We start from the raw sequence: 1,708 nt of genomic DNA on the forward strand, positions 1-1,708 counted from the left end.
TGGGGGCGCCGATCGGCTCGGTGCTGGTCGGCTCGGCCGACGCGATGGCTCGCGCCCGCGTGCTGCGCAAGCGGCTGGGGGGCGGCTGGCGTCAGGCCGGGATGCTGGCGGCCGCGTGCCTGTACGCCCTCGATCATCACATCGAGCGGCTCGCGGAGGATCACGCCGCAGCCCACGCGTTTGCCGCGCCGCTCATCGCCGCGGGGGTGGCGGTGGCCGATCCTGAGACCAACATCGTCGTCGTCCCGACCGGGGACCGTCCCGCCGGGCAAGTGGTCGCCGAGGCGGCCACGCGTGGCGTCGCCCTCTCGGCGGTGGGCGGCCGGGTCGTCCGGGCCGTCACCCATCTCGACGTGACGGCCGCCGAGTGCACGTCGGCCGGTGAGGTCGTGGCGGAGATCCTGTCGGGAGCTTTCGCTCGCTGAGCGCGCGAACGGGGCGCGTGCACGAGGGCCGGTCCTCGGGCGGGGCGGATACCCCCACCGGAATAGTTGAACGGTCTATCAAGGTTAGAGGGGTATGAGCAGTCTCCCGGGAGCCACCCCGACCCTCGCCACCGTCGTCATCGGCGCCGGTCAGGCAGGGCTGAGCGCGTCCGGTCACCTGGTGCGCGGAGGGCTGCGCCCGTACCAGGATTTCGTCACCCTGGACGCGAACGAGGGCCCAGGGGGAGCGTGGCGGCACCGCTGGGCGTCCCTGACGCTCGGCAAAGCCCATGCCGTGCACGACCTCCCCGGGTTGCCGTTGGGGACCCCGGACCCGCACGAACCCGCCTCCACGGTCGTCTCGCGCTACTACGGCGACTACGAACGCCGCTTCGCGTTGCCGGTGGTCCGACCGGTCCACGTGGACGCCGTCACGTCGCGTCCCGACGGGCTGCTCGACGTCCGCGCCGGGCAGCGCACCTGGACGACCCGCACCCTCATCAACGCCACCGGTACCTGGGACAAGCCGTTGTGGCCGTACTACCCCGGACGCGAGACGTTCACCGGACGCCAGCTCCACACCCACGACTTCGTGGACGCCGCCGAGTTCGCCGGGCAGTCGGTCGTGGTCGTCGGCGGAGGACTCTCCGCGGTGCAGTTCCTGCTTCAGCTCGCCGATGCAGGTGCACGCACCACGTGGGTCACCCGCCGACCACCCGACTGGACCGATCGCGCGTTCGACCCGGAGTGGGGGCGCGCGGTCGAAGACCGGGTGCGCGACCGCACCCGCCGCGGGCTGCCTCCCGAAAGCGTGGTCGCTGCCACCGGCATCCCGCTCATCGGCGACTACCGGGCGGGCATCGATGCGGGCGTCCTGGTCTCGGCCGGACCGATGGTGGCCCTCACAGCCGACGGGGTGCTGCTGGCCGACGGTCGTCAGGTCGCCGTCGACGCGATCCTGTGGGCCACCGGGTTCCGGCACGCGCTGGACCATCTGGCGCCGTTGAAGCTCCGCGAACCGGGGGGCGGCATTCGCACCGAGGGCGTGGTCGTCGAGGCGGACCCGCGGGTCTTCCTCGTCGGCTACGGGGCATCCGCGTCCACGCTGGGAGCGACTCGTGCCGGTCGCGAGGCCGCCCGGGGAGTGCTGACCGCGCTCGGGGCGGCCGCCGCCACGAGGACCTGACGGGTAAGCAGGCGCCAGAACTCGGCGCAGGCGGCGGCTAGTTGTACTCGGCCATCAGGTTGGTGACACTCGGCTGATCGGGGGTTTGCCTCCGAGT

2 protein-coding genes are annotated in these 1,708 nt (G+C 72.7%); both read left to right on the plus strand.

Annotated features, from left to right (window positions below; all coding sequences use genetic code 11):
- Window positions 1–425, plus strand: a 425-nt coding sequence (locus V7E09_RS15610) for a beta-eliminating lyase-related protein (protein ID WP_324523740.1), incomplete at its 5' end; no start/stop codon positions are given.
- Between the two features lie 94 nt (window positions 426–519).
- The gene (locus V7E09_RS15615) at window positions 520–1,611 is read left to right on the plus strand and encodes an NAD(P)-binding domain-containing protein (protein ID WP_324523741.1); all 1,092 of its coding nucleotides are present in this window, start codon (window positions 520–522) and stop codon (window positions 1,609–1,611) included.
- Window positions 1,612–1,708: the final 97 nt, after the last annotated feature.

Source organism: Propioniciclava sp. (genome assembly GCF_036744435.1).
Taxonomy (GTDB): domain Bacteria; phylum Actinomycetota; class Actinomycetes; order Propionibacteriales; family Propionibacteriaceae; genus Propioniciclava.